The organism is Cytophaga sp. FL35, from assembly GCF_014349235.1.
In the GTDB taxonomy this organism is placed as follows: Bacteria; Bacteroidota; Bacteroidia; order Flavobacteriales; family Flavobacteriaceae; genus Euzebyella.
In genome coordinates, this window is record NZ_JACSOH010000011.1 from 18,941 (window position 1) to 43,385 (window position 24,445).

Annotated in this window: 19 protein-coding genes and 1 tRNA gene; 11 read left to right on the forward strand and 9 right to left on the reverse strand. The window is 39.8% G+C overall.

Annotated features, from left to right (window positions below; genetic code table 11):
• The first annotated feature begins 26 nt into the window (after positions 1-26).
• The gene (locus BIZ36_RS10645; protein ID WP_187457888.1) at positions 27-518 is read left to right on the forward strand and encodes a peptide-methionine (S)-S-oxide reductase; all 492 of its coding nucleotides are present in this window, start codon (positions 27-29) and stop codon (positions 516-518) included.
• Between the two features lie 51 nt (positions 519-569).
• On the opposite strand, the gene BIZ36_RS10650 is transcribed toward BIZ36_RS10645, so the two are convergent.
• The gene (locus BIZ36_RS10650) at positions 570-2,708 is read right to left on the reverse strand and encodes a carboxy terminal-processing peptidase (protein ID WP_187457889.1); all 2,139 of its coding nucleotides are present in this window, start codon (positions 2,706-2,708) and stop codon (positions 570-572) included.
• A gap of 190 nt (positions 2,709-2,898) precedes the next feature.
• On the opposite strand from BIZ36_RS10650, the gene surE reads away from it, so the two are divergent.
• The 5 genes from surE to BIZ36_RS10675 are packed head-to-tail and all read left to right on the forward strand — an operon-like array spanning position 2,899 to position 7,703.
• Positions 2,899-3,675, forward strand: a complete 777-nt coding sequence (surE, locus tag BIZ36_RS10655) for a 5'/3'-nucleotidase SurE (RefSeq protein WP_187457890.1) — start codon at positions 2,899-2,901, stop codon at positions 3,673-3,675.
• 16 nt (positions 3,676-3,691) lie between these two features.
• Positions 3,692-3,976 (forward strand): hypothetical protein, encoded by a 285-nt coding sequence (locus BIZ36_RS10660; protein ID WP_187457891.1) that lies wholly within the window; start codon positions 3,692-3,694, stop codon positions 3,974-3,976.
• Between the two features lie 13 nt (positions 3,977-3,989).
• A complete protein-coding gene (lpxB, locus tag BIZ36_RS10665; protein ID WP_187457892.1) occupies positions 3,990-5,102 on the forward strand; it encodes a lipid-A-disaccharide synthase in 1,113 nt (370 codons plus the stop codon).
• Positions 5,103-5,137: 35 nt separating this feature from the next.
• A complete protein-coding gene (locus BIZ36_RS10670) occupies positions 5,138-5,689 on the forward strand; it encodes a C40 family peptidase (RefSeq protein WP_187457893.1) in 552 nt (183 codons plus the stop codon).
• Position 5,690: 1 nt separating this feature from the next.
• Positions 5,691-7,703, forward strand: a complete 2,013-nt coding sequence (locus BIZ36_RS10675; protein ID WP_187457894.1) for a ComEC/Rec2 family competence protein — start codon at positions 5,691-5,693, stop codon at positions 7,701-7,703.
• A 14-nt stretch (positions 7,704-7,717) separates the two neighbouring features.
• Here BIZ36_RS10675 and BIZ36_RS10680 read toward each other — a convergent pair whose 3' ends face one another.
• On the reverse strand, positions 7,718-9,214 hold the full coding sequence (locus tag BIZ36_RS10680; protein ID WP_187457895.1) for a peptide MFS transporter: 1,497 nt from the start codon (positions 9,212-9,214) through the stop codon (positions 7,718-7,720).
• A gap of 67 nt (positions 9,215-9,281) precedes the next feature.
• Positions 9,282-11,513, reverse strand: a complete 2,232-nt coding sequence (locus BIZ36_RS10685) for a S9 family peptidase (protein ID WP_187457896.1) — start codon at positions 11,511-11,513, stop codon at positions 9,282-9,284.
• A 155-nt stretch (positions 11,514-11,668) separates the two neighbouring features.
• Between BIZ36_RS10685 and BIZ36_RS10690 the strand changes: the two genes are divergently transcribed.
• On the forward strand, positions 11,669-12,985 hold the full coding sequence (locus tag BIZ36_RS10690; RefSeq protein WP_187457897.1) for a hydroxymethylglutaryl-CoA reductase, degradative: 1,317 nt from the start codon (positions 11,669-11,671) through the stop codon (positions 12,983-12,985).
• On the forward strand, positions 12,982-13,899 hold the full coding sequence (locus BIZ36_RS10695; RefSeq protein ID WP_187457898.1) for a GYDIA family GHMP kinase: 918 nt from the start codon (positions 12,982-12,984) through the stop codon (positions 13,897-13,899). Before BIZ36_RS10690 ends, BIZ36_RS10695 begins: the two co-directional genes overlap by 4 nt.
• A 49-nt stretch (positions 13,900-13,948) precedes the next feature.
• Here BIZ36_RS10695 and BIZ36_RS10700 read toward each other — a convergent pair whose 3' ends face one another.
• From BIZ36_RS10700 to BIZ36_RS10725, 6 genes are all read right to left on the reverse strand, one after another.
• A complete protein-coding gene (locus BIZ36_RS10700; protein ID WP_187457899.1) occupies positions 13,949-16,069 on the reverse strand; it encodes a peptidylprolyl isomerase in 2,121 nt (706 codons plus the stop codon).
• 136 nt (positions 16,070-16,205) lie between these two features.
• Complete coding sequence (locus BIZ36_RS10705) at positions 16,206-17,495, reverse strand: hemolysin family protein (protein ID WP_187457900.1); 1,290 nt, start codon at positions 17,493-17,495, stop codon at positions 16,206-16,208.
• 198 nt (positions 17,496-17,693) lie between these two features.
• A complete protein-coding gene (gene lptC / locus BIZ36_RS10710) occupies positions 17,694-18,302 on the reverse strand; it encodes an LPS export ABC transporter periplasmic protein LptC (RefSeq protein ID WP_187457901.1) in 609 nt (202 codons plus the stop codon).
• Between the two features lies 1 nt (position 18,303).
• Positions 18,304-19,677 (reverse strand): hypothetical protein, encoded by a 1,374-nt coding sequence (locus BIZ36_RS10715; protein WP_222937353.1) that lies wholly within the window; start codon positions 19,675-19,677, stop codon positions 18,304-18,306.
• A 242-nt stretch (positions 19,678-19,919) separates the two neighbouring features.
• Positions 19,920-21,206 carry a BamG family beta-barrel-assembly machinery protein gene (gene bamG, locus BIZ36_RS10720; RefSeq protein WP_187457902.1) on the reverse strand — a complete coding sequence of 429 codons (1,287 nt, stop codon included), beginning with the start codon at positions 21,204-21,206 and terminating at the stop codon, positions 19,920-19,922.
• Positions 21,207-21,935, reverse strand: a complete 729-nt coding sequence (locus BIZ36_RS10725; protein WP_187457903.1) for a type III pantothenate kinase — start codon at positions 21,933-21,935, stop codon at positions 21,207-21,209.
• 112 nt (positions 21,936-22,047) lie between these two features.
• Between BIZ36_RS10725 and BIZ36_RS10730 the strand changes: the two genes are divergently transcribed.
• The 3 genes from BIZ36_RS10730 to BIZ36_RS10740 all read left to right on the forward strand — a co-directional run bounded on the left by BIZ36_RS10730 (position 22,048) and on the right by BIZ36_RS10740 (position 24,445).
• Positions 22,048-22,120, forward strand: a tRNA-Phe gene (locus tag BIZ36_RS10730).
• Positions 22,121-22,187: 67 nt separating this feature from the next.
• Positions 22,188-23,162, forward strand: coding sequence for a phosphotransferase (locus BIZ36_RS10735; RefSeq protein WP_187457904.1), 975 nt, complete (start codon positions 22,188-22,190; stop codon positions 23,160-23,162).
• On the forward strand, positions 23,159-24,445 hold the full coding sequence (locus BIZ36_RS10740) for an ADP-ribosylglycohydrolase family protein (protein WP_187457905.1): 1,287 nt from the start codon (positions 23,159-23,161) through the stop codon (positions 24,443-24,445). Before BIZ36_RS10735 ends, BIZ36_RS10740 begins: the two co-directional genes overlap by 4 nt.

The following is a 24,445-nucleotide window of genomic DNA, read 5'->3' on the forward strand; positions in this document are numbered from 1 at the left end:
TATTTTGTAGAAACAAAATACTAATTATGAAAAAGATTGGTTTAGGTGGCGGATGTCACTGGTGTACAGAGGCTGTTTTTCAATCGCTAAGAGGAGTTTTTAAAGTAGACCAGGGGTTTATTGCTTCCCATGGAAGATATAATACCTTTTCAGAGGCGATTATTGTACATTTTTCAGGTTCGCAAATTACGCAAAGGAAACTGATCGAAATCCACCTGGAAACTCATAATAGCACGAGCAACCATTCTATGAGAGACAAATACCGTTCTGCCATCTATTCCTTTGACCTAGGACAAAAGGTACAGGTTGACAAAATTCTAAGTGAATTGCAAAATAATAACAATCAAAAGATTATTACCCAATCCCTATTGTTCTCAGAGTTTAAAGCATCTGAAGAAAAGTTCAAGAACTATTATATAAAAGGTAGGAAAAAACCATTTTGCAAAACCTATATACCCCCTAAACTAGCGCATGTTGAAGCAAACCATAAAGAGCATTACCAAACTCCCCCTAAATAAAAAAGCTCCAGAAAAACCGGAGCTTAAATAAGATATAAGTTATTATTTCAATTACCCTTTAACAGCTAATTTTCCATGTTTAATATTGTTAACCTTCAAATCCTGAAGAACATTGACTGCCTCTTCGACATAAACATCTTTGGCCAAGCTTTTATGCCATCTATCCCTTTTTTCCCTTAAGACTGAATCTTGGGTAAATAATTCTTCTTCATATTTCAAGGACTCAAATGATAATTTACTATCATATTCATTGATAGTTTTAAAATAATCCGACTTTACTTTATCCTTTTCCTCCTCCTTTTTGTAAGCATCATAATTTAAGGAAATAACCATTTCATCTTGCTGTGATTTTAACCACTTAGCATTCTCCTCTATCAACTTGATCTGAGGGTTATTTTCCATTCTGCGAGTGCTATTGGCCACCGTTTGCTCATAATCTATGTAACCGTCCCAAGGTTTGTAATCGGCAGGAGAAATTTTATCCCACTTCAAAGGATTGCTTTGATCTCTCTCACCAAGGTCTATATAACTATATTTATCCGGCACCACCACATCACTTTTTACCCCTTCCAATTGGGTAGAACCACCATTGATTCTGTAAAACTTTTGAGTTGTAAGTTTAATGGCCCCAAGCTGCCCATGTTCGTTGCTCCTAACTATATTATCCAAGGGTATAACATTTTGTACAGTACCCTTACCAAACGTTTGCTTACTACCAATTACAATAGCCCTTTTGTAGTCTTGCATGGCTGCAGCCAAAATTTCAGATGCCGAAGCGGAAAGCTCGTTCACCAAAATTACCAACGGACCATCCCACTGAATGCGTTCATCCTTATCATCATATACATCCTTCCCCTTTCCAGAAGAACGTACTTGTACAATAGGCCCGTCTTTAATGAAAAGTCCCGCCATTTCCACAACAGTCTTTAAAGAACCTCCACCATTGTCCCGTAAGTCCAAAATCAAGCCTTCCGCTCCTTCTTGCTTTAAACGCTCCACTTCTTTAGCCACATCTGTGGCTGCATTCCTTTCCGTGTAGTCATCAAAATCAACATAAAATTTAGGCAAATCTATTAAGCCGAATTTTTGGTTTCCCTTAATAATATTAGCAGATTTTGCAAAGGATTCCTCCAATTCAACCACGTCTCGCGTTAAGGAAACCTCCTCCATAGAACCATCAATCTTTCTAACGGTAAGCTTTACAATTGTTCCTTTAGGCCCCTTTATTAATTTAATGGCATCATCTAAACGCATACCAACTATATTGATGGGCTCTTCACCTTCCTGGCCTACTTTTAAAATCTGATCACCTACCTCTAATTGACCATCCCTCCAAACAGGTCCGCCAGAAATAATATCCACAATCTTGGCACCTTCAGGCTTTTTCTGTAGACGGGCCCCGATTCCTTCAAATTTTCCGGACATGCTCATATCAAATTTCTCTTTGTCATCTGGAGCGAAGTAAAAGGTATGAGGGTCAAACTCATCCACAATCGTATTTATATATTGCACAAACCAATCCTTACGCTCTAAATCACCAACAAAATCAAAGAACTCATCCAGCGTCTTTTTAGTTGATGCCCTTGCAGAAACTTCGGCCTCTTTTGGGGAGGTTATTTTTGGAGAACCTTCTTGGGCAGAATCCTCATCCTCTCCATTTTCCAATTGGCGCAATTTAGAGTCATAGGTGCCTAACGTGGCATATTTAAGTTGTAATCTCCATCGCTCGTGGAGCTCATCCTTATCCTTGGCAAATGCCATTTTTTCATAATCAATATCGATATTTTCATTTTTTGAATAATCGAAAGGCGTATCCAATACTTCTTGATACAGAATTTTGGCGGCTTCCATTCGCATCATAAGCCTGTCATACACCAAATTGAAAAAACTTATATCAGTGCTCTTTATTTGATCATCCAATTGAAACTTATACTGCTCAAATTCCTTAATATCACTTTCAAGAAAATATCTTTTGGTAGGATCTATAACATCCAGAAAATCATTAAAAATACTTACTGAAAAATCATCATTGATATCCTTTGGCTCATAATGGCCTTTTTGTAGTACGTACGTTATTAAATCGAGAAGTAACTTATCCTTATCATCATTTTCAAAAGACTTATTGGTGAAACCGCAGGAGGCCACTGAAATAAGCATTACCCCAAGTATATAGGCAAGATTTCTTTTCATACAAACTTTATTTCGATTTTTCTAAAAAACCGTTCGCAAAACGATCGGGATTTCTTAGTTAAAACTAATGAATTCCCTAAGATACAGAAAAAACCATGCCACCTCTTTGCGAGTGCCATTAATATTTTGTTAAACGAACGAAGGCCGATATCTTTTGTAAAACGTATTTTTGTACCAGAAATTATCTTGTATGAAAAAACCTTTGATATTGGTTACCAATGATGATGGAATTACGGCACCGGGCCTGCGTGCCCTCATAAGCTATATGAAGGAAATTGGAGATGTAGTGGTGGTTGCGCCAGATAGCCCACAATCCGGAAAGGGTCACGCTATCACCATAGATAACACCCTGTTTTCCACGAAATTGAAGGTAAATAAAGAAAAGGACGCTTCTTTGGAATACAGCTGTAGCGGTACTCCGGCAGACTGCGTAAAATTAGCGCTACAGGAGCTTCTTGACCGCAATCCGGATATTTGCGTTAGTGGAATTAACCACGGGTCCAATTCCTCTATCAATGTCATTTACTCAGGCACCATGAGTGCTGCCATTGAGGCAGGTATTGAAGGTATTCCGGCCATTGGATTTTCTTTGTGTGATTATAGTTGGGAAGCCAACTTTGAACCTGCCCAAAAAGCTATCAAAACCATTGTTAAGAAAGCACTTAAAAATGGCATACCAAAGGGAGTAGTGCTCAATGTAAATATCCCTAAGGCATCAAAAGAAGAAATAAAAGGTATTAAGGTTTGCAGACAGGCCAGAGCCAATTGGAAAGAAAAGTTTGACAAAAGAACGAGTCCGGCTGGTCGCGACTATTATTGGCTATCCGGGGAGTTTGAACTACTGGACAAAGGGGAGGACACTGACGAGTGGGCCTTGGCAAACAATTATATTTCAGTAGTTCCGACCCAATTCGACCTTACGGCCCACCATGCCATTCAGGGTTTAAACGAGTGGGGATTTAACTGATATGAAAACCAACCAAATGAATACAAAAAAAGAACTGATGATAGGATTTCTAGTGGGAATCATTGCCAATTCCATTGGCACACTATTATACATTCTCCTCTTTTCAGACCTCGGTATTATGGAAACATTTCAAGCCGCAATTGAACAAGAACACCTAGGAAGCCTGCTAGCCTTGGGAGCCATTTTAAACCTGATAGCATTTTTCGGATTTTTGAAAATACGAAGGGACCAACGGGCCAAAGGTGTACTTATCGCCACTATTTTAACGGCTATGGTCATTTTGTATTACAAAGTATTTTAACAGCACCCTCCCGATGAAGTACTACATAATTGCCGGTGAAGCTTCAGGAGACCTGCACGGTTCCAACCTTATAAAAGCCTTAAAAATAGAGGACCCAAATGCTATTGTACGCTGCTGGGGAGGCGATTTAATGCAAAAAGCAGGCGGGCAATTGGCCAAACATTACAAAGAAATGGCCTTTATGGGGTTCTTGGAAGTCATCATGAACCTGGGTACCATCTCAAGGGCCATCAATTACTGCAAAGAGGATATAAAAGATTTTGAGCCCGATCAACTCATTTTCATAGATTATTCAGGGTTTAACTTAAGAATTGCTAAATGGGCCAAACGGGCTGGCTTTCATACCAATTATTATATCTCACCGCAGATTTGGGCTTCTAGAGAAGGCCGAATTAAAGATATTAAGCGGGATATAGACCAGATGTATGTCATCCTTCCGTTTGAAAAGGATTTCTATGAAAAGAAACACGGCTACCCGGTTAATTTTGTGGGCCACCCACTCATCGATGCAATCGACAATAGGGAGGAAATTGATGCATCGGAATTTAAAAAGCGAACCGGGTTGCATCCAACAAAACCCATTATCGCCCTGCTGCCCGGAAGTAGAAAACAGGAGGTACAAAAGATGTTGACGGTGATGCTCAGCGTTGTCCCCGATTTTACGGATTATCAATTTGTCATTGCGGGTGCACCAAGCTTGGATGACGCATTTTATCGTCCGTTTTTAAAAAATCCGCAAGTGAATTTTGTAAGTAATCAGACTTACAACTTGCTGGCAATTTCACACGCAGCCTTAGTAACCAGCGGAACGGCCACCCTTGAAACTGCACTCTTTAAGGTTCCCCAGGTAGTCTGCTACAAAGCCAACTGGCTTTCTTACCAAATAGCCAAAAGAATTATCACCCTCAAATATATTTCCTTAGTCAATTTGATTATGGATAAAGAGGTGGTCACGGAACTTATTCAAAACGATTTAACTTCAAAAAATGTTAAAAACGAACTTGATAAAATTCTATATGGACCCCATAGAAACCAGCAATTGGAGGCCTATACGGCATTGGAAAGGAAACTTGGTGGCAAAGGCGCCAGCGCTACGGCTGCATCACTTATAATAGAAAATGCTTAATTTTGATATCCAAGTGACGACTACATCATTTGGGTATGCGTAAAATTCTCATCTTATTTTCTATCGTACTACTGGCCAGTTGCGGTGCTTCCAAAAAAAGGAAATCGCAAACAAGGCAGCCTAGGACCGTATCCGTTCCAGCTGACACCAATGATGACTCATCTACCTTGCCTTCCCCTAAGAAACCTAAAAGATTGGAACGTACAAAAGCAGATGATATCATCAAATCTGCTTTAGAATATTCTGGAGTACGTTACAAATTTGGGGGAACAACAAAAAAGGGAATGGATTGCTCAGGCTTACTTTATGTGGCTTTTGGTGAAAACGACGTTGACCTTCCGAGAACTTCCTATCACATGGCCGAAGAAGGAAAGAATATTAAAATTAAAGATGTAGAGAAGGGAGACCTTCTATTTTTTAGAACCAGCAGACGAGCCAAAAGAATCAACCATGTAGGTATGGTGGTGGCCGTAGAAGACAACGAGATTAAATTTGTACATGCCTCGACCTCTAGAGGCGTTATTGTATCCTCTTTAAGGGAAGGCTATTGGAACAGTGCTTTTGTGAAGGCCACAAGGGTGCTCTAAAATGAGACTTCTCAGATTCATACCCATAAAACTTACTTTTTTTCTGATAATCGGAATTGTTCTGGGAGATAAGATAAGCCCCACTATCATTCCGTCTATTCTAGTTGTAGCCATTTCTTTAGTAGTACTTTGGATACTGTTCCGAAATCACAAAACTACAAGTGTCTCCTTTGGTATTTTAGCTTGCCTTACCACTTGCGGGATAGGGATATTGGCCATTTCTATGGCTAACCCTATCAACCAGCCCAACCATTATTCTCATTTTTCTGAGGGCAACGCGCATACCTTACACTTAAAAATACGAGAAGTATTGAAGCCCACCGCGTTCTCTAACCGCTTTGTAGCAGAAGTAGAGAGCGTAGATGAAGTGATGGCGGAAGGAAGGTTATTACTAAGTACTCCATTAGATTCTAACCTAAGAAATTTTAAGGTGGATGCCGAAATTCTTTATTCAGGCAAACTAACTCCTATAAATGGCCCACTAAATCCCCATCAATTCAATTATCAAAAATACATGTCCCATTTGGGAATTCACCATCAAATTAGACTAGATGAAAACAACCATGTCACTACTAAAAATCCTGACCCTACTTTTCTTGGCAGAGTCTCAGCCTTCCGAAGTTACCTAATTGAAAAACTAAAACTAGAAAATTTCGGCGATGAGGAGTTGGGCGTTATACAGGCATTACTTCTTGGGCAAAGGGACGATATTCTAACAGACACCTATGAGAACTATAAAAATGCTGGCGCTGTTCATATTCTAGCCGTTTCCGGATTACATGTGGGTATTCTTTTGCTTATTATCCAATTCATCTTGAAGCCCATAGAAGCTTTTTCCAGAGGGAAGACCATCAAGCTAATTTGCACTTTGTTACTGTTATGGGGGTTTGCTCTTTTAGCTGGTTTTTCCGCTTCTGTAGTTAGGGCCGTTACCATGTTCTCCTTTTTTGCCTACGCCATTTACATCAACCGCCCCAATAACACCTTTAATATATTGGCATTGTCCATGTTCTTTATACTTTTGGTCATTAATCCCAGGCTGTTATTTCAAGTAGGTTTTCAAATGAGTTATGCTGCCGTAGCGGCCATTGTTTGGATATTCCCACTACTGCAGAACATGTGGTATCCGAAGAATAAGGTTCTAAAATATCTTTGGCAACTTTTATCAGTAAGTATTGCTGCACAAGCAGGGGTACTTCCGATCAGTTTATTTTATTTTCATCAGTTTCCAGGTCTATTTTTTATCAGCAATCTATTGATTATTCCCACTTTGGGAATTATTCTAGGAATGGGGCTTTTAGTTCTATTTCTGGCCTCTATTAACCTATTGCCTTCGGAACTTACATCTCTCTACAATGTCATCATTGGTTACATGAACAAGGTAGTGGCCTGGGTAGCGCAACAGGAGTCCTTTATTTTTAAGAATATTTCTTTTGATGCCGTCCAACTCATCCTAAGTTACGGTATTCTCTTTCTACTAATTCTTTTCCTTTCACGTACCAGTTTTAGAAAGTTCAAATGGTTGGCGGTTTTTATTTTAGGAATGCAGGCGTATTCACTATTTGCCTTATATAGAACCAAAAGCAACAAATCACTCCTTATAGCCCATAAAACGGCAAACACCTTACTTCTGCACCAAGAAGGAGCAACCTTAAATACGTTTGCATCTAACCAAGTTCCAGAAAAAATCATTACCGACTATCAAGTAGCGGAAAGAATTGAAAAAGTTACACAAGACTCCTTGGCAAACAGTTATCAATGGAAGGGCAAAAACATTTTGATTGTGGACAGTACTGCCGTTTATATTTCATCCAAAGAAAAAATAGACTACCTCGTCTTAACACAATCACCAAAATTGAACTTGAACCGACTTATTGACTCCATTCAACCTCAAAAAATCATAGCCGATGGCAGTAATTATAGGAGCTATGTGAAGCGCTGGAAAAAAACTTGCCAACAAAGAAAACTCCCTTTTCACTACACGGGCGAAAAGGGAGCTTATTATTTTGAATAGCTATTTTTAAAAGGCTAGGTCACATCTCCCATCCATTTTTTGATAAACGGGCTTGCAGCAAAGAAAATAATTCCTGCTCCCACAGATACCCAAACCACATTCATAAAAATATTAGGCATTTCGAGTACATTTTCAGGGTCAAAATTGCCTCCGACAAGTCCCGCAATAAGATTACCCAATGCCGCACCTACAAACCATATTCCCATCATCTGCCCTAAATACTTACTAGGGGAAAGTTTACTTGTGGCACTCAAACCTACAGGACTAATTGTAAGCTCACCAATGGAATGTAAAAAGTAAGTGAGAATCAAAGCGAACATCCCTGCCTTAGCTCCGTTTGCAGCAATTTGCGCTGCACCAACCATTACTAAAAATCCGAGGCCCAATAGAATCAAACCAATAGCGAACTTAAAAGGAGTTCTTACATTGATATTCCTAGCAGCCAATTTTACCCAAAGCGCTCCAACTATTGGTGCAAATATGATGATAAAAGCAGAATTAAAGGATTGCAACATTCCGGCAGGCATTTCCCATCCGCCAATAAAACGATCTGTAAAATCCCTTGCAAATAGGTTCAGGGAAGAAGCCGCCTGTTCAAATCCTGACCAAAAGATGGCAATTCCCACAAAGAGAATAAAAATGATAGCCACCTTCTTCTTTTCAATAACATTCAAGCCTCCATTGAACAAAATATTTAAAAAGTAGCCCATGGTGATAAGAACTATTATAATACCCAAGGCCTTGGCAATACCGGTGGCGGTCGTAACATCAATTGCTCCCACAGCCTGTAAAATTCCCAATAGCATTACGACACCCGCCAGAATAGCCATGGAAACCCATTTGTTGGATTTGCCGGTGCTTTCCTGATACTTCACTTTGGGCTCGATACCAATATCTTTAAGGTGTTTGGGAGAATATACCTTGTAAACTATGAGACCTAAAAGCATTCCCAAAGCGGCCAAACCAAAGCCTAAATGCCAATTGTATTCTGCCAAAAGAGGAACGAAAATCTGACCGAAGAAAGACCCCAAATTTATTCCCATATAAAAAATGGAAAAACCGGCATCTCTTTTAGCTCCGTCTTCATTTGCATACAATTCGCCAACCAGGGTACTTATATTTCCCTTAAGCAAACCGGTACCCAATGCTACAAATCCGAGGCCTACAAAAAATATGGCAGGTGAACCAGGAATGGCCAATACCAAGTGCCCAATCATAATCAAGACCCCTCCATAAAAAATGGCCTTTCGTTGACCAAAAACGTTGTCTGCTAGCCAACCTCCCGGTAAGGTCATTAAATAGACGCAAGCAGTGTAAAGCCCATAAACGGCACCCGCTGTTTCGGTAGAAAGACCTAAACCTTCTCGAACCACTTCGGTGGTCATGAAAAGTATAAGAATGGCCCGCATACCGTAATAACTAAATCGTTCCCACATTTCTGCAGCGAACAGTACGTACAGGCCTTTTGGGTGACTAAATTTTGCCTTGCTCGGTTGTGAAATCTCTGACATATAAGGTGTATTTGGTTTTGTAAATTAGAATGGCTCGGGAATTTTATCGAAACCGGACTTCAAAAGTCTAGCCCTTAATCTGTTTTTCCATTTCAGGTTGTTCTTCGCTTTCATCGGAAGCACCTTTTAAATCCCGTAAGTTCTCATTTAAGTAATTGGTCATCTTATTGAAAAGGTGAATTCGTGTATTACCACCATAAATTCCGTGGTTTTTATCGGGATAAATAGCCCAATCGAACTGCTTGTTGGCCTGGATGAAAGCTTCCGCCATACGCATAGAATGTTGGGCATGAACGTTGTCATCTCCCGATCCATGGATAAGCAGAAAATTACCTTCTAGCAACTCAGGATAATTAAGTGGTGAGTTTTCATCATATCCACCAGGATTTTCTTGCGGTGTTCTCATGAACCGTTCCGTGTAGACCGTATCATAAAACCTCCAAGTGGTAACCGGCGCCACTGCAATGGCCGTTTCAAAAACATCATTTCCTTTCAACAAACTGTTGGTAGCCATGTGTCCGCCAAAACTCCAGCCCCAAATTCCGGTACGATTCTCATCAATGTAAGGCAATTTGCTTAACTCTTTAGCGGCAGCTATTTGGTCTTCGGTCTCGTATTTTACCAAGTTCAAATAGGTCGTTTTTTTGAAATCAGCCCCTTTGAATCCGGTTCCCCTACCATCAACACAGGCAATGATATAACCTTCAGAAGCCAGTTGTTGGTGCCAATAATCTCTATAACCCAACCAACTGTTAGATACCGATTGTGAACCAGGACCGCTATACTGGTACATTAATAACGGATATTTTTTTGATGGGTCAAAATCCTTAGGCTTGATCATATACATGTTCAAGTCATTACCATTGATAGAAATGGTGGAGTACTCTCTGGGGCTTAACTCATAGGATTTTAACTTCTCCAAAAGAGCGTTATTGTTCTTAATTTCCTTGATTTTTTTGCCATTTATGGCCTTGTGCAAGGTGTAAACAGGTGGCGTGGTAGAGTTTGAATAGGTATTGATAAAATAAGTGAAATCAGCACTAAAAGCAGCAGAATTGGTCCCTTCCTCGGTTGCCAAGGCTTTTTTATTCCCTCCACTACTATCCACACTATACACCCCACGATTGATGGACCCGTTCTCGGTAGACTGATAGTAGATTCTATCTTCGTTCTGGTCATAACCGTAGTAGTTGGTAACTTCCCAAGGGCCCTTGGTAATTTGGTTCATCAACTTTCCATTTTGATCGTACAGGTAGATATGGTTGTACCCATCCTTCTCGCTAGTCCAAATAAAACTATCATCAGCCAAAAAGGTTAAATTATCGGTCACATCCACATAGGCGTCATCCTTATCCTCTAACAACAAAGAAACTTGATTGTTTTTTGCATTCACAGAATGCAATTTTAAATCGTTTTGATGCCTGTTCAAGGTCTGAACGCTCAAATAGTTGGGGTTGTTCATCCACTTTATACGCGGAATATAATAGGCCTCGCCCAAATCCACTTTTGAAATTTCCTGTGAAGCAACATCCAACATGTGCAAACTAACCACTGCATTATCTTCGCCGGCCTTTGGGTACTTAAATACCTCTTGGGTTGGATACAGCCCCTTCCCGTACATATCCATCGAAAACTCGGGGACATCGCTTTCATCAAATCTTAAAAAAGCAATTTTTTCTCCATTTGCATTCCAAGCAAACGCTCTTACAAAAGCAAATTCCTCTTCATACACCCAGTCTGTAATACCATTGATGATTTTATTTTTCTCACCATCGGTGGTAATTTGTTCGGTCTTTTTAGAAGCTATTTCAAAAATGTAAAGATTGTTCCCTTTAACATAGGCCACTTTTTTACCATCTGGAGAAAGGGCAGGTTCTTGAATCTTTTCTTCTGAAATTTTGACCAGATTCTTTGATTTCAAATCGTATACATAATAAATTCCCAGAGTTGAATGGCGGTATATGGACTCCAATTCCGTAGCCAACAATAATTGAGATTCATTGGCACTGAATTCATAATCAGAAAAGCGCTCAATGTCCTGTAAACTTTTAGAATCCAATAGAGTCTCCACCTTTTTCAAAGTGGTATAATCATATTTATCCAAAGAACTGGAACCTGTGGCATAATCGGTATTGAGAACAGTGTATTGTCTACCATTTTTCATGGATCGTAGGGCGTCTAGGCCTTCGGTCATAAATTCACCACTGTAGACTTTCTCAACGCTTATTTGCTGATTTTGAGCTGATAAAACGGCTACAAATGCAAAAAGGGAGAACAACGTAGAAATGTACTTTTTCATAACTTGTTATAAATGACAATAAAAGGCCCAAGTTTAGTGATAATTTTACAATTAATTAAACTTTCAAGCCTAAAAAACCGGCTGTAGAGGCCTATTTTAAGGGCAATTGACCACTAAAGCTTATTCGCTATCTTTGCCCCTTGATACTTAAGATTATGAACAAACCGGTAGAGGGTTTCTCTAAACTGACCAAAGACCAAAAAATAGACTGGCTTACAGCCAATTACACCCAGGACCCTGATAATGCCAAGGCCCTACTTCATCGGTACTGGAATACAGATGCAAAAATTCAGCAATTGCACGATGAATTCATTGAAAATACCATCACCAATTACTATTTGCCTTTTGGCATTGCCCCCAACTTTTTAATCAATGAAAAACTTTATGCCATTCCTATGGCCATTGAAGAAAGTTCTGTAGTAGCGGCCGCAAGTAAGGCTGCCAAATTTTGGCTTTCCAGAGGTGGATTCAAATCAACCATCTTGGGTACTGAAAAAATTGGTCAGGTTCATTTTATGTATTCCGGAGACACTGCTAAACTTAAAAATTTCTTTGAAGTGGTGAAGCCAAAATTGATTAGTGAGGCGTCATCCATCACTCGAAATATGGAAAAACGCGGTGGTGGCATTTCCCATATTGAACTAAGGGAGCAAACGCAAAAAATGCCCAACTACTACCAACTTCATTGCACCTTTGAGACCCTTGATGCCATGGGTGCCAATTTCATCAACTCCTGTTTGGAGAGTTTTGCTAAAACCTTTAAAAAAGAAGCCCAAATCTTTGCGCCTTTTACCGAGGAAGAGCGAAACATTGAAGTGGTGATGAGCATCCTTTCCAATTATGTTCCCAATTGTGTGGTGAAAGCGGAAGTAAGCTGCTCTGTTGATGAATTTAAGGTAAGCGAGCAGATGTCTTCTCGTCAATTTGCCGAAAAAATGGTGCGAGCGGTCAACATTGCCAAAATAGAACCTTATAGGGCGGTCACACACAATAAAGGCATCATGAATGGGGTTGATGCCGTAGTATTGGCCACAGGTAACGATTTTAGGGCTATTGAAGCAGCAGCACATGCCTATGCCGCCAAAGACGGCGCGTATTCAAGCCTTACCCATGCCAAAATTGAAGACGATACTTTTTACTTTTGGATTGAAATTCCTTTGGCCCTTGGCACTGTAGGTGGCCTCACAAGTCTTCATCCATTGGTGAATCTGGCCATGGAAATTTTAGGTAAACCCACCTCCAAGGAGCTTATGCAAATTGTAGCAGTGGCAGGATTGGCGCAGAATTTCGCCGCCGTTCGCTCCTTAGTTACCACAGGAATTCAGGAAGGACATATGAAAATGCACCTGCTGAACATACTCAACCAATTGGGTGCCAATGAAGCTGAAAAAAATACGTTGATAGACCATTTCAAGAAAAACACTGCCACACATAGTGCCGTAGTGGAGGCTTTTCAAAAGCTAAGGGAATGACCAAAGAATTTTACAGTCACGGAAAGCTATTGATAACTGGAGAATATGCCGTACTGGATGGCGCAAAAAGTTTAGCGTTGCCAACCCGCTACGGACAAAAATTGAAGGTTACCACTATTGAAGCGCCTATAATTTCTTGGAGAAGCCTAGATGTGGATGGTGCCGTTTGGTTTGAATCTTTGATTCCGCTGGAAGCCTTAAAAAACCCAGCGGAACAATTTCGAGATTGCGGGGAAGTTGAACAGACATTAGTTCATCTTTTGAGGGCGGCACAACTATTAAATCCAGAATTCCTACAGACAGAACAAGGATTTGAAGTTGTAACCCGATTGGAGTTCCCAAGAAATTGGGGTTTGGGCTCCTCTTCTACCCTAATTAACAATTTAGCTCAATGGGCCCGGATTGACGCCTTTCAATTGCTGTGGAACGGCTTCTCGGGCAGTGGTTACGATATTGCCTGCGCTCAAAATGATGGTCCTTTAATTTATCAGATCATTCAGGAGCAACCCACCATCGAGAAGGTTGCTTTTCATCCGCCTTTTTATGAGCATCTTTATTTTGTATACTTGGACAAAAAACAAAATAGCAGAGAGGGTATAGCGCGATATAGGTCCTTAATCGCCAAAAAAGAACAACTCCTAAACAGTGTGAATGAAATTACCACTGCGCTTCTTCAAACACAAAATTTAGCCGATTTTGAAGCATTATTAAACCAGCACGAAGAATTGATATCAAAGACCATTCAATTAACTACTGTAAAATCAGAACTTTTTAAAGATTATTTTGGAAGTGTTAAAAGCCTGGGCGCCTGGGGTGGCGATTTTGTACTCGCCACGGGAAATGACGACAGTGCAAAATATTTTAAAAAAAAGGGGTACTCCACCGTTATCCCCTATCAACAAATGATTTTATAAAAAAGGCCCTTCAATAGAAGGGCCCGTTCATTATTGTTTGGTGCATTTACTAATAAAATGCAGACCTATTATCTTCAATTTCAGAGGCATCTTTCAAAGCATTATATACTGAGGTACTTACCCTAGACTCCCTTGTTGATCTCAAAGTATTGGCATACGTACTGTAATTATCCAACTCTGGCCCTACTGTCTTCTTGGTAACACTCAACTTAAAGATACCTGTATTTCCTTCTATAAGTTCTGAAGTTTCTCCTTCAGTTAAAGCGTAAGCGGTACCTACTACAGCAGGTTCTGAACCAGCTCCAGGAATGGTTGGTGATTTTACATTTAACGCAGTTGCAGTGGATACATTTACACTGTTATCCTTTGCTAAATCCTCAAGAGATTTACCCTCATTAGCAGCGATTATCTGTGCGGCCTTGCGTTCCTTCCTGATGACAGGAAGTACCGTAGGGGAAGCATCCTCCACACTCATTAAACCTTCGTCGTATTTTTTGGTCAATTGCACTACGGCATAACCACTAGGCAAATCAAATCGTTTGATATCACCAATGCCTGTTTCGCTATTGAACGCCCACTGAACAATTGCTCTTTGAGCGGATAGACCTGGTAAATTCTCATCGGTTGCATTAATTTTATTCACAGGACGAACGGTGTAGCCAGCCTCTTTGGCCAAGTCGGGAAATGCGGAATCCGAAGAAATTGAATTCATTTCAAACTTGGTAGCATCCGTAAACAAAGTATTGATAGTTTCCTCAGAAGGCTCAATTTCCCTTGCCAAAGTGGCAATTTGGAACAGGTCTCTTTTATCATCAATTTTAATGACATGAAATCCAAAATCCGTTTCCACCATACCTATGGAACCAACGTTATTGCCAAAAGCAAAATCATTGAAAGTTGGGACCATGGTTCCTTCTACAAAATAGCCTAAATCCCCACCATTGGGAGCGGAAGGACCATCTGAATTGTCCCTTGCCAGTTCCACAAACTTAGCATCCGCCTTCCTGGCCTCTCTCAATAACCTTTTGGCCTCGGCTTCCGCCTCTTCCTTAGTTCTTGTTACTTCAGGATTGGCTCTTTCCGCACCCTCAAAGGCAATTAAAATGTGACTTGCCTTTACGGAGCCATTTGCCTTGCGGTTCATCATTTTAGAAACCTTAAAATAATCACCGTCCCTATATGGGCCAAAAACTTCCCCAACCTGAAGGGTCATCAAGGTATCTGCAAATCTTGCCGGTAATTGATTTTTAGCCTTATAAATAGTATCGAACTTCATATCTGAATGACGATCCAAGAAAGCCATCATATCATCGGTTGTGCTAAAACCTTTAATAGTATCATTACGGTCTGTCTGGGAATTGTATTCAACCGTATCATCCATTAGCTTGGTAATGGCCTCTTCCACTTCTTTTTCATCCGCGGCAGAAGCTTTTTCCTCAAAATAGACAAACTGAATATCCCTTGCAGGCTCTTGCTTATAATCCTCCTTATGCTCGTTTATATATGATTGGATCTCACTTTTAGAAACATTTATTGTACTATCCGGAATGGACGTAAAAGGCACCCGCACATATTTGATATCTATTTTATCATTTGCCAATTTATAATCCAGCTCGCCTTCTTTCAAGGTTGCCCCTACACCGGCTTTTATCAGATTAAAATACGCTTGTTGTTTAGCGCTTTCTATAATTGCCTTTTCATCTTGTAACCACAGATCATATTGCGCAGGGTTATTCGCCTTTAAATCCGCTATAAATTCCCTAAATTTATTTTGATCAAATACCCCATTTTCATTTAAAAACTGAGGACTTTGGGAATAACCGGGAATGGTTCCTATGTAATTTAAGATTTGGTCCTGCTCGATATCAATACCCAAATCTTCCAATTGCTGACCTAAAATTGCATTACGGACCTCTTGGTCATACACTTGGTTAACGGTTTGCATGGTAGTTGTATTAGGCCCAGAACGTCTAGATGCCAAATCCACTTTTTGACGAAAATCGTCTATGGATACTTCTTCACCATTAATTTCGGCTATGCTTGAGCCTACTTTGCCACCACTAAAGTCGCTATTGGTAAATACACCGGAAATTACAAAGGCGAACAACGCCAAACCAATAATAAGAATTAGTACGGTGGTACGTTTTCTTATGTTCTCTAAAATTGCCATTTAAGGAGTTTTAAAATCAGTGTGCGAAATTAGTATTTTTTTTGGAATATTAAAGATTATAAAGGCCACACCAACAGCATTCTGATAGGATTTTTATGAGGTAAAGACCAAAATGAAAATGAAAATTCAATCATTTTCAATCATTTTCCACGACCTGAAGGGCCACCAAATCAATTTTGGTATTGGATACCTCCAATATTTTAAAAGAAAAGTTACCTAACTGAATCTCTGAATCTTTTTCCGGTATCTCACCTTTTTGATTAACAATGAATCCTCCTAGGGTTTCATACTCATCACTTTTGGGCAGCTCCAGCTTATAGGTTTCATTGAGATAATCTACTTCCAATCTTGCCGAGAATTTAAAACTGTTATCCTCCAAAACCTCCTCAATCAAATCAGTAGTATCATGCTCATCTTCAATTTCCCCAAATAATTCCTCTACAATATCTTCCACTGTCATAATACCGGAAGTACCACCATATTCATCCAATACTACAGCAATACTTTTTCTTTTCTTGGTAAGAACGTTCAATATATCCTGAATTAGCATTGTTTCCGGAACATACTCCACGGGCAGTAAAATACTTTTAATGGTCTTTGGTTTCTTAAACAGCTCATAAGAGTGAACATAACCAATGATATCATCTATGGTCTCCTTATAAATCAAAATTTTAGAGTACCCAGTCTCCGTAAAAAGCTTCGCCAAATTTTTAGGAGTTTCATTTTGCTCTACGGCCGTTATTTCCGTTCGGGGCACCATAACCTCCCTTGCCTTTACTTCGGCGAACTCAAGGGCGTTTTGAAAAATCTGTATTTCAGAATCTACTTCATCTTCTTCATTCACCGTTTCCATCTGTTCATTTATATAATCTCCCAACTCCAATTTGGTAAAGGAAAGTTGCACTTCGTCCCCATCGGTCTTAAAAAAAGTTTTAAGAATAAAATCGGACACCCATATAACAAAATCCGAAATCAAAGAAAACAACAGATAGAATAGATACGCGGGTATAGCCAAAAACTTCAATAAGTTATTAGCATAAATCTGAAAAAGAACCTTGGGTAGGAATTCTGCAGTAAACAATATGATGAGAGTGGAAATAACGGTCTGCGTCAAAAGGCTAAAGTCTACCAAGACCACATGTAAAAACTCACTATTGGCAGGAAGCATTCCCTGAAACCAGGCCATGAGCAAATCTCCCATAAAAAAACCATACACCACCAGCGCTATATTGTTACCAATAAGCATGGTAGCGATAAATTTGGAAGGTTTTTTAGTAAGGCGCGTTAGAACTTTTGCCAAAAAACCTTCCTGCTTTTTCTCTATTTCAATATGAATTTTGTTGGCAGAAATAAAAGCTATTTCCATGCCAGAGAAAAAGGCAGAAAACAAAAGACAAGCGATTACAATGAGAAGGGCAGTTTCCAAAACTACTACTGATTATCTCTATTTCGTTGTTCAAATTTCCTCCGATAATTTCTTCTAAAAAAGAACATACCTATAGAAACCACAGCAAAAAATATAAATAAATAAGCACTCTGCCGATCGGTATTCCAATCGGTAAAAATGCGGTAAAGCGAAAAGAAGCATACCGCTAAATAAAGATACTCTGTATATCTTAAAATCTTAATCATTTGGTTGTTCCTTTAATGTCATTAACCCAAAAGTCTTGTGGGCATTAAAAAAGCTAATATCCTTGTTGAAATCCATTCCTTCACCATCCATAACAGTTCCGTCTTCGGGATTGGTAAACTTAAATTTTTCTTGGGTAAAAATCCAATCATGGTCCTGATCCCAGTAAAGTTGGGTCGTTTCCAATTTTTTTCCATCGTGACTTTCAATAACCACATTACCCTGCAAATCTATAACATTTGTAGCTGCATAAATAATTCCGAAATCTGCCTTGATAATACTCTTCTCCCCGGTTTCATTAAAAAAATCAATCACCAAGCCTTTGGGAAAAGTCTGGTAAGGGAACACCAGATTTTCATAATTATTGTTTAACGGACTGTTGAGCACGGCAATTACTCTTGAGGTAGCGCTATCCTCGGAACCAAGCTGCTCCCTTGCCTCTGTATAGGTAAGATCAAAATCCTCTGCAATACCTACGGGATATACCAAAGGAACCTTTTCCTGCCCAGACCTTTTGTAAGTGTCCTTACAGCCCCAAAAAAGTATTGCCATGGCACAAACCATGGCAATACTCAATAAATTATTTTTTGTCCTTTTAGTCATCTTAAAGGCTAGGCACCTTTACGCTACCTCCTACCCAACAACTAAAGCTAACAGATTTACCTGCCATTCCAGAGTTGAAGATATCAGTCTTAGAAGGAGCCTTTGCTGAATAACTTGCTGCAGCCTGATTGGCTTGAGAACTCAAAGAAGGATCTACACGTCCAGCTTGACGGGCCATATCAGCCGCTTTCCAATACATAGCTCTCTTCTCAAAAGTGGAGCTACCACAATCATTGGCACTAGTGGCGTAAAGATTAGCAATCAATAAATACGCCTTACCATTTGCTTTATTAGAGTTAATGGCCATTTGAGCATACTTTCTAGCAGTAGACTTACTACCTTTTCGTTTGTTGATCACAGCAACCTTGTAAGCGATATCCGACTTTTTATAAGGGTCTGTTTCCAAGCTCATTGCCTTGTCGAAGTCTTCCAACGCTCCAGAAGAATCTCCATTTTTCATTTTTAAAGTACCACCATAAACATAAGCACTTGCAGAAGGATCCAAAGCCAATTGGGCTTCAAATAATTTTTGGAACAAAGGATCATCAGTACATTCTTTGTTGAACATTCTTCCTACAGCTCTCTTAACCCAGGTTACATCTCCCTTTTTCTCCTCAAAGCTTTTCTCATACAAAGGAATCAAGTTTTCACAATCTGCCAACGCTCCCAATTTGGAATCAACGCTACCAGCTATTTTTCCGTAAGATTCGGAGTTGGTCGTAGCAATTTTCAATTTTCTTTTCTCCTTAGAGGTTATAGTTCCTGTGGAATCCTTTGGCAATAACGTAGTAACCACTTGAGTAAGCTTCTGAATTTCTTCATCAATCTTTCCGGTTACATTATCATAAACATCAAAAACCTCTTGCAAATCTTTGCTACCACCTTTGTGTAAATCTACCAAACTAGAGAAATACAGGTAAAGAGCCTTAGGGTTCTTAAAGTTCTTTGGATCGTTCTGGAAAGCACCATCCAATGTACTATAGATTTCCTCATCTGACCCCATTTTATTTTCATACATCAATAAGGCCTTATCAATGGCAACTACTGCAGGAGTATATCTTTTAGGGAAATACTTGGCGCTATTGTCATAAAGAGCCATCAAATCTTTGATGTAGCCATCCTTTTCCGCACCGGAAGACTTATCGATTTTGTCCTGTAAGATTTTTTCACCTAAGGAAAAATTTGCTTTGTTAATGTCCGGGCAAGTTTCATACACCATCTTCCAAGGAGTATATGCCGCCTCATAATTCTTTACCTTGGCATGTTCCGCATAAATTGAAAGATTGGTCAAACATTCAGGATTTTGCGCCTGGGCATTGCTAGACACAATGAACCCAAAAAGCATGATTGCAGTAAAGTAAATTTTAGTTTTCATTTGTTCAATTTTATTTGTTTTTCAAAAAGTCAAACACTCGTCGCCTTTACTCATGTTACATTTATCTGACGTCTTGCGTTCTAGGTTTTTCAATTTTTGAGGGTCTCAATGTACTAATTTTTTAGTAAGCTCACCCTGTGTTTTCTGTAAATTAAGACATAATGTGTGGATTTCACACCTGTTTTTCAGCATTCTAAAAATTCATGGCATTTTTTTAACAAAAAACCAAAAAAACTTTCAGTTTAATTGATCTTGCGCTTGCTAAACCAAACATCATTTAAGGACAACCCAACATTCACTTTAAAATAACTCTCTTCAATCAAATCCGCTGCGGTTGTTCCTCTTCTTCCCAATTCAAATCCAAGGTTTAAATTTGAAAAGCTATTGCCAAGCGGAAGACCTAATCCAAAAGTTATGCCAAAGTCATTAACCTCTTTGTCATTGATATACATTCCGGTTTTATCCAAACGTACCCCGGCTCGGTAAGTGATTCTTTTTAAATACCCTTCAAAAGAGCTTCGGTTAGGTATGTAATATCCGCCTAAAGCTAACGTAGAGGCATCATCATAAACAAGATTGTCTATTTCCAAGAAGACATTGGAGTAGTCGCTAAGCTTTTGATAACTGTATTCAACCCCTAAAAACCACTTCATATTTTGGCCATAGCCCAAACCTACCGTGGCCCTTGTAGGTATTTTAACGCCGGTTTCCTTTAGGCCTTGTGCTTCTAAATTAACATCTACCGCCTCAACATCTGCTTGGGTCAAAAGGGAAAAAGAACCAATTCTCTTCGTATTTCTAGCGGATAGATTGGCCTGTGTATTTATGCGTAAAGATGTATATAACGTATGCTTATCAGTCACCTCAGGAGTATAGTTGACTGCGTAGTTTAAATCAAACCCACCTATTCTGGAACTTCTTTCGTCTCTCACTCCATATTGGACATTTTCGGTACTCTGAATTCTGGTGCTCTCAATAGTTCCAAAATTATAGTTTGCCGAAACCCCAATGCTAAGGTTTTTTAAAAGCTCATAGCCAATGGAAAAGTAAATTTTGTTCAATCCGCCTTCCCCAGAATATTCATTGATGACCCTTGAACCTTCCACCCCCCTTTGATCAACAAAATTGTATCCTACGGAACTATAGGGCATTACTCCAAAACCAACCCCCAGACCTTTTTTTAAGCTGAATCCCAGGGATAGATAATCCAAACTAGTAACGGCACTACTTTCCTGTGCCGTAAAGCTCTCCAAAGTAGTTCGCTTATGAGAAATTCCAGCAGTATAGGTGGTAATGCCAAAATCCTCGCCATAACGCACCCCTAATTTGCTATAGGCAGCCGGGTTTTGGAGGTTCACATGTATGCTATCGGCATACATGGCAATACCTCCCATCATTTGATTTTCTATGGTAGTGGCCGGACTAAGCTCACCCAAGCCAAAATAAGAATATGGCGAAATGGTTCCGTCTTGTCCATATGCGCCGGATGCGGCCAGGCACACTAAAACGAAGAATATTTTTCTGATCATTTAATGCTTGTTGTATTCCAACAGATAGTTTAAACCCCTTAGGAGAAATTTGGAATCCGCAAATATGGTATTTTTTAGCCGTTTTGACAAGAATGGCGCATCGCCTCCTGTTAAAATAACTGTTAAATCTGTAAACCGCCTTTTATACTGATTAATAACACCTTCTATTTCCTGGACCATACCGTTGACCACTCCACTATGAATGCTATTTTCAGTTGAATTGCCAATAAAATCCAAGGGTTCTTCCGGCTTTAGAAGGGGTAGTTTGGCCGTATGTTCATGGAGTGCATTATAACGCATCTGAAGCCCCGGACCTATGGCTCCGCCCAAATACTCTCCGTAATCATTTACCATTTCATAGGTTATACAAGTTCCGGAATCAATCACCAAGGTGTTGCCTTTTGGGTTTTTATAAAAAGCCGCTGTCGCCAATGCCATCCTATCCACACCTAATGTCTGTCTGGTAGCATAGGAATTTTTATAGGGTGTTTTGGAACTAGGGGTCAATTCATGAACATTACAAAAGACTGCGAGCACCCCAAACACCTTTCTATCCATTTTTCCAACGGAAGAAATAATCCCATCCTTAATTTTTGGGTAATGGTCGCACACCTCTTTTACTTGCCTGGCCAGTTCATCGGCCTTTATATTTTGATAAAATATTAAATTCTCCCTATCATAAACAGCAAGTTTAACTGACGTATTTCCAGCATCTATCACTAGGTTCATACTACAAAGGTCAAAAAAAGGATTTAAACCAATGTCCTTTTTTTTGAGATTTTGTTTGCATATCGAAAAATAGAAATTATATTTGCACCCGCCTAACCAAAGGCAGTGTATTGGTACCTTAGCTCAGTTGGTAGAGCAACGGACTGAAAATCCGTGTGTCCCTGGTTCGATTCCTGGAGGTACCACAAAAAATCCTCACAGAAATGTGAGGATTTTTTTGTTTTTACGCCTATATTGCGTAAAACTCTTGTTTTGAAAGCAATAGATATTTCTACCCCTATCCCAGAACTAGAAAGCTTTCTTTCTGCCAATTCTTGGCTAAATCCTGGAGAAAAGATTAAATCCATTGAAGAGCCTGGCGAAGGAAACATGAACGTGGTCATTCGAGTTGTCACCAATGAAAGGTCTTTTATTTTAAAACAATCAAGACCTTACGTTCAAAAATACCAGCAAATTTCAGCTCCTGTTGAGCGTATTGCCGTTGAAAAAAACTTTTACCAAGCCCTCCTCCAAAACGCGGTTAGTGCGCATATTCCACAGATTATCGGGTACGATAGTGCCGAAAAACTGTTGCTTCTTCAGGATTTGGGCAATTGCGAAGACATGAGTATCATCTACCAAAATCGTGATATTCTAGCCAAACATCTGGATAGGTTGGTGTTTATTCTTGGATTGATACACCGAACCGAGGTCGATGGAAGCTTTCCTGAAAACCTTCAAATGCGTTTCCTCAATCATAAGCATATATTTGTACTTCCCTTTGAGGAGGATAGCGACCTTAATCTAGATGACATACAGGAAGGCTTACAAGATCTCTCCATACCCTTTAAGACGAGTAAGACTATTAAAACAGTAGTAGAACAGGTAGGCCAAAAATACCTTTCACAAGGTAACACCCTCATACATGGCGACTACTATCCCGGAAGTTGGATGACAGAAGATGGGGACCTCTATATTATTGATCCAGAATTTGGTTTTGTTGGATTTCCAGAATTTGACCTTGGTGTTATGGCCGCTCACATTATTATGGCTACAGGAAAGAAAAGTTATCTTAACAGAATTCATGCAAGCTACCAAGGAACCGCAGACAAAAAGCTAATGGCCCAAGTAGCCGGCATTGAAATTGCAAGGCGCATTATAGGTCTAGCGCAATTACCAATGGAGCGTACCATTAAAGAGAAAACAAAACTCCTAAAAAAAGCACGAAAACTAATATTGACTGTATGAGTAGGCTCTACACGTTATTACTTCCCCTTTTATTCTTTATTTCCTGCAAAGAAACCGGCAATACTAAATTGGAGATTCCCGCACCGGTTAAGCAAACCTATCAAACCACCGAAAAACAACTTTCTTCTGAGGAGTATTATGACAAAATTCTTGGTGCTTTGGTGGGTTCTGCCATAGGTGATGCCATGGGGGCTTCCACAGAAATGTGGCACAGAAAAGACATTCAACTTAAATACGGTTATATAACAGGCCTTACGCCTGCCGTGAGACCACAATCTCCAGAAGGCACTTGGGACAACAATCTTCTTCCCGGAGCCACCACGGATGACACACGTTGGAAAATGGCCATGGTTCAGTACTTTGTTCAAAACAATGGGAAGTTAGGCCCAGACCACTTTACGGATTATATAATTGACTACTATCACAGCTTGACCCAAAAGCTTCAGTCGTCAAATGAAATACCAAAAACAGATTTTCTTGACGCACAAATTGAGAAATTGGATTGGATCAAGGAATGGGCTCGGGTCTCAATGGCCTATAAAGAAAATGATAAGAGCTACAGTCAAGCGCTTAGTAGATTCTACGGCGGGGAAATGTCTTGCGCAGGGCAACTCTATACACCCATGTTCGGGTTAATTGCACAAAACTCGGAAGAAGCCTATCAATTGGCTTTTGACCATGCCTTGTTTGATATTGGTTACGCCAAGGATATCTCCGCACTGGTTTCGGCTATGACATTTGTTGCCATGCGTACACAGAGTATAGATTCCATAATTAATACGGCTACATTTGTAGACCCAAACGGCTTTCAAGACAGTAGGCTCGTAGGTAGAATTTCCTATTCCATTGTAGACGCCTCGGTCAAAAATGTATTGACTATAGGTCAATTAAAACTTCAGGACAGTTTGATCAACGCTTGTATTGTACCCAAAGGCTACATTGGCACTCAAGAAAATTGGCTAAAGCAGGAGCGGACGTATAGTTTTTTGGAAGAAAACCAGAAGGCCATCCCTTTTCATGCTGGTGAAATCTGGGAGATTTTAGTAACCGGACTTCAATTTGGAGGGGGCGATTTTGAAAAAACCATGCAATTTATAGTCAACTACGGTAGGGACAATGACACGGTTGCCGCCGTTGCGGGTATGATTTTGGGAGCACAAAAAGGCTATTCCAATCTACCTACCCACTTACGAACCGAAGTCCTAAAAGTGAATCAAGAAAACATGGGTATAGATTTACAGCAATTGGCACATGAACTGGCCGGCCAGCGCATAATGGACTAA

Coding starts and splice junctions, on each gene's coding strand:
- BIZ36_RS10645 (WP_187457888.1), top strand. CDS start 27: ATGAAAAAGATTGGTTTAGGTGGCGGATGTCACTGGTGTACAGAGGCT.
- BIZ36_RS10650 (WP_187457889.1), bottom strand. CDS start 2,708: ATGAAAAGAAATCTTGCCTATATACTTGGGGTAATGCTTATTTCAGTG.
- surE (WP_187457890.1), top strand. CDS start 2,899: ATGAAAAAACCTTTGATATTGGTTACCAATGATGATGGAATTACGGCA.
- BIZ36_RS10660 (WP_187457891.1), top strand. CDS start 3,692: ATGAATACAAAAAAAGAACTGATGATAGGATTTCTAGTGGGAATCATT.
- lpxB (WP_187457892.1), top strand. CDS start 3,990: ATGAAGTACTACATAATTGCCGGTGAAGCTTCAGGAGACCTGCACGGT.
- BIZ36_RS10670 (WP_187457893.1), top strand. CDS start 5,138: ATGCGTAAAATTCTCATCTTATTTTCTATCGTACTACTGGCCAGTTGC.
- BIZ36_RS10675 (WP_187457894.1), top strand. CDS start 5,691: ATGAGACTTCTCAGATTCATACCCATAAAACTTACTTTTTTTCTGATA.
- BIZ36_RS10680 (WP_187457895.1), bottom strand. CDS start 9,214: ATGTCAGAGATTTCACAACCGAGCAAGGCAAAATTTAGTCACCCAAAA.
- BIZ36_RS10685 (WP_187457896.1), bottom strand. CDS start 11,513: ATGAAAAAGTACATTTCTACGTTGTTCTCCCTTTTTGCATTTGTAGCC.
- BIZ36_RS10690 (WP_187457897.1), top strand. CDS start 11,669: ATGAACAAACCGGTAGAGGGTTTCTCTAAACTGACCAAAGACCAAAAA.
- BIZ36_RS10695 (WP_187457898.1), top strand. CDS start 12,982: ATGACCAAAGAATTTTACAGTCACGGAAAGCTATTGATAACTGGAGAA.
- BIZ36_RS10700 (WP_187457899.1), bottom strand. CDS start 16,069: ATGGCAATTTTAGAGAACATAAGAAAACGTACCACCGTACTAATTCTT.
- lptC (WP_187457901.1), bottom strand. CDS start 18,302: ATGACTAAAAGGACAAAAAATAATTTATTGAGTATTGCCATGGTTTGT.
- BIZ36_RS10715 (WP_222937353.1), bottom strand. CDS start 19,677: ATGAAAACTAAAATTTACTTTACTGCAATCATGCTTTTTGGGTTCATT.
- bamG (WP_187457902.1), bottom strand. CDS start 21,206: ATGATCAGAAAAATATTCTTCGTTTTAGTGTGCCTGGCCGCATCCGGC.
- BIZ36_RS10725 (WP_187457903.1), bottom strand. CDS start 21,935: ATGAACCTAGTGATAGATGCTGGAAATACGTCAGTTAAACTTGCTGTT.
- BIZ36_RS10740 (WP_187457905.1), top strand. CDS start 23,159: ATGAGTAGGCTCTACACGTTATTACTTCCCCTTTTATTCTTTATTTCC.